The organism is Maritalea sp. (assembly GCF_047634455.1).
Taxonomy (GTDB): domain Bacteria; phylum Pseudomonadota; class Alphaproteobacteria; order Rhizobiales; family Devosiaceae; genus Maritalea.
In genome coordinates, this window is record NZ_JBLIAI010000096.1 from 1 (window position 1) to 6,530 (window position 6,530).

Genomic DNA, 6,530 nt, shown 5'->3' on the forward strand with positions numbered 1-6,530 from the left:
CTTTACGATCTATAATTAAAAAAAACGCCCTCCAGTGAAAACTGGGGGGCGTTTTTGCGTTCAAACCAAAGAAAAAGAAGAGGCCGATTCAATTTTATGTTTTATCGGCACGCCTTATTAGGGCGTTCGTCTCAAATTTAGCTGGCAATCTGAATGAAAATCTCTCCACAAAATTCGAGCATGTTCAACCCCCGGATCAATCAGTTCGACCGACCAATATATTGGGCATCCTGTATTTCATACTGTCAAAGTTGGCTTGAACGTCGGGTTTTAGGGTTTTGACTTCTTTGAGAACTGTCCTGTCACCCGATGCTTAGAACAAGGCTGCGTCCAAAAGCTGCCCGGCCCGGCGGGAAAAAGGACAACAGCCAGCATGAAATAGCGTATGTGGGGGGCGATGAATTTATTGTCACGTCCCCCGCAGAAGCGGTCAATCACCAACGGGCGAAATCTATTCTCTTTGTACAAAAGCGGCGAACTTTGTGGCTGAAACTCAGCTCAGTTCTCACCACGAAACAGGGCGCGATCAGCAAGTATGCGGTCGGCAATGTAGTCGACAAAAGCGCGGATACGCCCCGTAGATTTGAGGTCGCTATGCAGCAACAGCCATATGGATCGATCCGGCAGGGCAGTGCTAAACGGCGCGCGCTCGAGACCGGGAAATTGATCTGCAATAAAACAGGGCAACATGGCCAACCCTAAGCCCGAACTGGCCAAAGTCAGCTGTGGCACCGCCTCGTTGGCGCGGTATTTAAGCTGCGCTTTGGGGAAAGCTGATTTTTCTGTCCAGGCGGTGGTTTTTGCGCCTTCTTCCTCGGCCCACCCAATCCAGTGCAACCCTTCCCCGTGATTGTCGACCATCTTTTTTGCGTACTCTGGCGAGCAATAAATCGCTTTTGAGCACTTTACCAAGCGGCGGCCCACAACGTCGTCGGTTACTTCTTGCGCATAACGCAATGAGACGTCCGCTTCGCGCTTGTTAAGTTGAGCAATTGTGTTTGTGAGGTCCAATGCAACTTCGATGTCTGGGTATTTGATTGCAAAATCGGCCAAGTACTGGCTGATGGGCGATAGAACCATTGATGGTGGCAAAGAGAGATGCACAACGCCCTCAAGTTTTTGGTCGTGTCCGGTAACAACACGAGATGCAGCGGCGATTTCGGTTTCGACATTTTGGGCAAACGGCAATAGGCGATGGCCAATTGCTGTGAGGTCCAAGCCCGATTTTGTGCGATCGAATAGGCGGGCGCCCACTTGGTCTTCAAGCGTGTTGAGGTGTCGGGCCATGGTGGCGTGGTTGATGCGCAGCTGCTCAGCCGCACGTCGCAAACTGCCGCCGCGCGCAATAGCGAGAAAGATTTTGATGTTTTCCCAGTTTAACCGCTCAATTGCCGTTGCCATGCATCACTCCTTGATTGGTTCATATTTGCACCAAAATGTATCTTTGTTGCGTATTCCAACCAAGTGATTTTTCGCCATATGCTTGCCGCAATGGAAATAAACGTACTGGAGGCGATGATGATTACGATCAATAAGCAGATTATTGTGAACGCACCTATTGATGAGGTCTGGGCAAGTTGGGACAAGTTTGGTGATATTGAAGACTTTAACCCAAACTTGAAGGCAAGCAATTTGCTTACCGGCAGTCCGGTAACAGGCATCGGCGCAAAGCGACAATGTGATTTATTGGATGGTAAATCAACGATCTACGAGGAAATCATTGGCTATGCGCCGCAGGAATATATGATTGTGTTGATGTATGATGGCAATGTACCGCTGGAGCGTTCAACGATACGCTTTGACTTTGAAAGCGTTGCGGCCAACCGGACAAAACTGCTGGTCCATGCGGAATTTGAAATGAAATACGGGTTGTTGGGCAAGCTGCTGGGCCCTATGGCCAAACTGCAATTGGGCAAGGCGTTTGAAAGTTTGCTTGCTGGCAACGCCCAGTTTGTCGAAAAATTGGCGGCATAGGTTTGGTTTTTGCATATACTTAGATTTTGACAATGAACCAAATGATACACATTGAAGCGGAACATATCATGGTAGAAAATATCGTTCGTAACCCACAAAATCATGAGCATTTCATGCATATTCAACCTGTTGGAGTGCTTGTTGAGGTCTATGTGGTGGATGAACTTGTTGCGAGCAGTGAACAGGCGGTGTGGTTGCAAGAGACTGGAAAATCTGTCTATGCGCCACGTATTTATGTTCCCAAATCTGATTTGTTAATGGAATTGGAGCTGTTGGACAAGCAAACCCATTGTCCACTGAAAGGGGATGCAAGCTATTATGGTTATTTGGGCAAAGAGATTGCGTGGGCCTATGATGCGCCGTTTGACTTTTCCCAACAGATCAAAGGCTTAATGTCCTTTCTGCCTGAACGTGTACGGGTTGAAATTGGTGTTTAAGCAACGGTCTTGCGCAGTTGATTGACGCACATAAGGAAAAGACTGTTGCAAATTGAGCGGTTATTCAACTCGATTGTGCACCTATATTGACCGATGAGCGAGGCGGCATTTGGACCGCCCTAAGAGATCGGGAGACAGATATGTCTATACGCCCTGTAAAGAAGACCGTTTTGGCAACGCCCACCATGGAGGGCGCGGGGGTAAAGCTGCACCGTGCCTTTGGCTTTCACGAGCCCAAGGAGCTAGACCCATTTTTGTTATTCGATGATTTTCGTAATGATCGAGAGGAAGACTTTATCAAAGGGTTTCCTTGGCATCCGCATCGCGGCATTGAAACCATTACCTATGTATTGTCAGGTTCCGTGGAGCATGGCGACAGTTTGGGCAATAAAGGCGAGCTCAATGCGGGTGATGTGCAATGGATGACGGCCGGGTCTGGCATTATGCATCAGGAAATGCCCAAGGGTAATCAGAACGGGCAAATGCATGGTTTCCAACTTTGGGCAAACTTGCCTGCCGCAATGAAAATGACCGCGCCACGTTATCAAGATGTTGAAAGCAGTGATGTGCCAACAATTGTTGATGATGATGGCACATCTGTTCGGGTTGTGGTTGGTGATTTCTGGGGCAAAAAAGGTCCTGTGGATGGCATTGCCGCAGACCCGCAATATTTAGATATTTCGGTTCCGCCTGGGGTGCGAAAGGTTTTTAAGGTTGATACCTATCGCAATACCTTTGCTTATGTGTTTGCGGGGTCGGGCAGCTTCCGTGATGCGTCAAACCCTGTGGGCGTTTTGACCGAAAAGGAAGTTGCTGGTGAGGAGTTACACATTCGCGACATGAGCGGGGATCGTACGCTTGTCTATTTTGGCACTGGCGACGAAGTTGTTGTGCAGGCGGGTGAAGAAGGCGTTCGGTTTTTGCTGATTTCGGGCAAACCATTGCAGGAACCGGTGGCGTGGCACGGCCCGATTGTGATGAATACACGCCAAGAGCTTATTGAGGCAGTGAATGAGCTGCAAGCTGGTACATTTATCAAGCAAAGCAGCGCCGAATGGCGAAAGAACTAGAAAGAATAAGCCCTGAACATCAAAAGGAACTGATGTTCAGGGCCAAACTGGCTGCAAAGAATTCCAATTTGGAATCAAGAGGTTTCAGTTTTCAAGTCCAAAAATGTGCGAATTTGAAAAAAGTTCGCTATATGTTCTTGTCTGCTTGTGGCATATGACTGCCATGAACCATTTACGATTTTCAGATCTACCATTTGACGAACAACGCTGCGCACTTAAGGAAATTGTCCGCTCATATCCAGAATTGATGGATGTGTTGTTGCGCGCGCGTGATCTGGACTTGCCTGATCATTGGATTGTGTCGGGTGCCATTTATAACAATATTTGGAATTACCTCACCGAACGTCCCTACATGCATGGGGTCAAGGATGTGGATATTTTCTACTTTGATCGAATTGACCTCAGCTATGAAGCCGAGGATAAGGAGATCAAGCGCGCCGACAAGATATTTGCGGGTTGCAAACCACCAGTAGAGGTGCGCAACCAAGCGAGGGTGCATCTTTGGTATAAAGATCATTTTGGGCAAGACTACACGCCACTGATGTCGTGTGAAGAAGGCATTGACCGATTTGCGTCAATTACACATTCTGTTGCGGTGCGATTGGGTGCAAATGATCAGCTTGAGCTTTATGCGCCTTATGGCCTTGATGAAATATTTTCTTTTCGGGTGACACCAAATTATGTGCTTCACAATGAAAAGACACATATCGAAAAAGGCAAGCGTGCGCTCCAAAATTGGCCAGAGCTAACAATTGTTCCGTGGGAACAACCCACTTCAGATTTCAAGAATAAACGGCAAGCTTCCTAAGGATTTGCCATTGGCCAGTATTTCGATCCTGTGATCGCCGGGATAAAAGGTGCGCGTGGTGATTAGTTTGATCATATGCACCTTTTCGACCTTGAGTATTTCGTTCGGTTTTATCGTGCTGGTTTTAAGCTTAAACACTTTTGGCGACAGGGAGCCATTGGCTTTTTGGAAATGAATAGCATAGTCAAGGATGATCGGCTGCGGTTGACCTGTGGTATTTTTGAGGGTGAATTCGAACGTGAGCGATGAACCCAGTTTGACAATATCGGTTTTCAGTTTGAAGGCCAGAAATTCGGCCTTAAGTTGTGCGTAGCCCAGCGCTTTTAACGTTAGTTGATGGCCATTTTTGATCAATGTGCGACAGGCGTGCCGCACCAAGCGTTGGCGGTTTTTGGAGGCACCCTCCAGCCATTCTTTCGCAATCTGGGCCACCAGCTCCGGCTGGTTTTTGGCAATGTCATTTAGATTGTTGGCAACAGAACGACGTACATATTCTGTTGGGTCGTCCTTGAGAGCCTCAAGAATAGGCAGTATTGGGGTTGGGTCTTTGACGAATTGTTGCAACCGCAAGCCCCACGGCAATAGCGGGCGACAGCCTTCGGAAGCCAAGCGTCGCACATGCGCGTTTTCGCTGTTTGCCCAATTGGCAAAGTGGGACATTGCATTTTCTGGCGCGGCAATAATGAAGGGCCGGACGGCAAACTCTGCACTAAAACGCTTGGTTAGTTCCTCCAAAACAGCAAAGCTTGTCTTCAGATCATCGATGCCAATTTCTGCGACAAAATCTGCCATGGGCATAATGGCGAAGCCAGAAAGCCCATCGCTTTGTTCCTTTGTGGTGCCCCCATCAATTGGCGATTGCTCGCCCAAAGTTGCGATCAGAATTGGTCCTGCAACCGCGATGTCATGCGGTAAGGTTGCCACCAACGCGTCACGGATTTGGTTTGATCGCTGTTTCAGCTCTAGTTCCTCAAAATCCTTCGTCGCAAGCGTTGCAAATCTTTGCTTGTCAAAAGCGGGATAGGCGTTGACCAGCAACGCCCCCATTTTTTCGATCAGCGGCAGATTGAAGAAATTTTTGAACGGTTCAGGCATTGGCTACATGTTTGACCAGTCAACATATTGCGCTAATTCGATGGCCCGGTTCGCGGTTTTGTCCAATACGCAGCTGGCGTACATGTTCGAGCGAATTGTACCCTCTTTCCAGACTTCGTATGTAAAACTGCAATCGCTGTCGCGAAAGGTGATCCATGCGCGTTGCGCATCGCGTAACAGGGCGAATTCTTCCTTTGTTCGGGTGTCCTTAAGGTCTTGGTACAAGAAGTTGAGATATTGGTCCCACCAAGCATTCTCGCGCATGGTGCATGAGGTCATGCCAACTGTTGTCATGCCACCTGGCGCGTCCATGCAAACCCGCGACGCGGCACCAATGCATTCGCTAAGCGAAACATCCTCGCCAGAACTTTGAATATCATGCACGGTTTCAATGCATTGCTGCATTTGAATTTCGTCTTCGGTGGTTATTTCTTGGGCCTGGCTTGCGCCGGTAATCATGAGAATTGCCAAAGCAATTGCTGGAAGAAGATATCGTGTCATTTCAGTCCCCAATTTTGTTGTTGCTGGCGGGCAATTGGGCAATTGCCGTGCGCGCCGCAGAAAAATACTCTCGGTATATTATAAAGGCGATTGTACCCACACCCATGATGATGCCGACGGTCGTTGATAAGAACCAACCCACGTTGGCGATGGAAAAATAGTAGGCACGTATGCCGGAATTGAAGTGCCTGGCACCCTGGGTGTTTAGGTTGGTCATCGCCTTCACTTCTGCGGGGTCGGCGTTTACCGAATGATCCGCCGCGCCGAGCAAAATGCAAAAATGATTGAAGTGACGTAGTGACAATGTGAACGACAAAAACGCCATGACGGTCATCACCAACATAACGACAAAATGAATCTGATAGTCGAGATCTGAGTAGATCTCGCCCCAGCTTAAAGAGCGCATGGTGGGCAAAAGTTCGTTGAGCTGTCCGATAACGGCGAACATCGCCAAAATCAACAATACAGAGGTGGAGGCAAAAAATGAAACTGCGCTCATAATGTTGCCGGTGAGAATACCATCTGTAAGCGCAATTTAGTAATGTCTCACATTAGCAAGTTAGAAATGTCTCATCAAGTCGATTTATCAGTTTACGGTGAGGCATGCAAATATGGGATTGTTTGTAATGAGCGAGAAAGAACTAC

Annotated in this window: 8 protein-coding genes; 4 read left to right on the forward strand and 4 right to left on the reverse strand. The window is 48.1% G+C overall.

Going from position 1 to position 6,530, the window contains the following annotated elements; all coding sequences use genetic code 11:
- Positions 1-498: 498 nt before the first annotated feature.
- On the reverse strand, positions 499-1,401 hold the full coding sequence (locus ACJAZW_RS14765) for a LysR family transcriptional regulator (RefSeq protein ID WP_415159452.1): 903 nt from the start codon (positions 1,399-1,401) through the stop codon (positions 499-501).
- A gap of 117 nt (positions 1,402-1,518) precedes the next feature.
- On the opposite strand from ACJAZW_RS14765, the gene ACJAZW_RS14770 reads away from it, so the two are divergent.
- The 4 genes from ACJAZW_RS14770 (at position 1,519) to ACJAZW_RS14785 (ending at position 4,289) form a co-directional block, all read left to right on the forward strand.
- Entirely contained in the window at positions 1,519-1,974 is a 456-nt protein-coding gene (locus ACJAZW_RS14770) for an SRPBCC family protein (protein ID WP_415159454.1), read from the forward strand.
- Positions 1,975-2,006: 32 nt separating this feature from the next.
- Positions 2,007-2,411: a DUF427 domain-containing protein gene (locus tag ACJAZW_RS14775; protein ID WP_415159456.1), complete on the forward strand. Its 405-nt coding sequence runs from the start codon at positions 2,007-2,009 to the stop codon at positions 2,409-2,411.
- Between the two features lie 140 nt (positions 2,412-2,551).
- Complete coding sequence (locus tag ACJAZW_RS14780) at positions 2,552-3,481, forward strand: pirin family protein (protein WP_415159458.1); 930 nt, start codon at positions 2,552-2,554, stop codon at positions 3,479-3,481.
- Between the two features lie 163 nt (positions 3,482-3,644).
- Positions 3,645-4,289: a nucleotidyltransferase family protein gene (locus ACJAZW_RS14785; RefSeq protein ID WP_415159460.1), complete on the forward strand. Its 645-nt coding sequence runs from the start codon at positions 3,645-3,647 to the stop codon at positions 4,287-4,289.
- Here the strand turns inward: ACJAZW_RS14785 and ACJAZW_RS14790 are convergent.
- From ACJAZW_RS14790 to ACJAZW_RS14800, 3 genes are read right to left on the reverse strand one after another with little or no spacing between them, the layout of a single operon-like run.
- Positions 4,257-5,384, reverse strand: coding sequence for a DNA alkylation repair protein (locus ACJAZW_RS14790; protein ID WP_415159462.1), 1,128 nt, complete (start codon positions 5,382-5,384; stop codon positions 4,257-4,259). The genes ACJAZW_RS14785 and ACJAZW_RS14790 overlap by 33 nt on opposite strands.
- Before the next feature lie 3 nt (positions 5,385-5,387).
- Positions 5,388-5,885: a lysozyme inhibitor LprI family protein gene (locus tag ACJAZW_RS14795; RefSeq protein ID WP_415159464.1), complete on the reverse strand. Its 498-nt coding sequence runs from the start codon at positions 5,883-5,885 to the stop codon at positions 5,388-5,390.
- A 1-nt stretch (position 5,886) separates the two neighbouring features.
- Complete coding sequence (locus tag ACJAZW_RS14800) at positions 5,887-6,420, reverse strand: DUF599 domain-containing protein (protein ID WP_415159467.1); 534 nt, start codon at positions 6,418-6,420, stop codon at positions 5,887-5,889.
- Between the last annotated feature and the right edge of the window lie 110 nt (positions 6,421-6,530).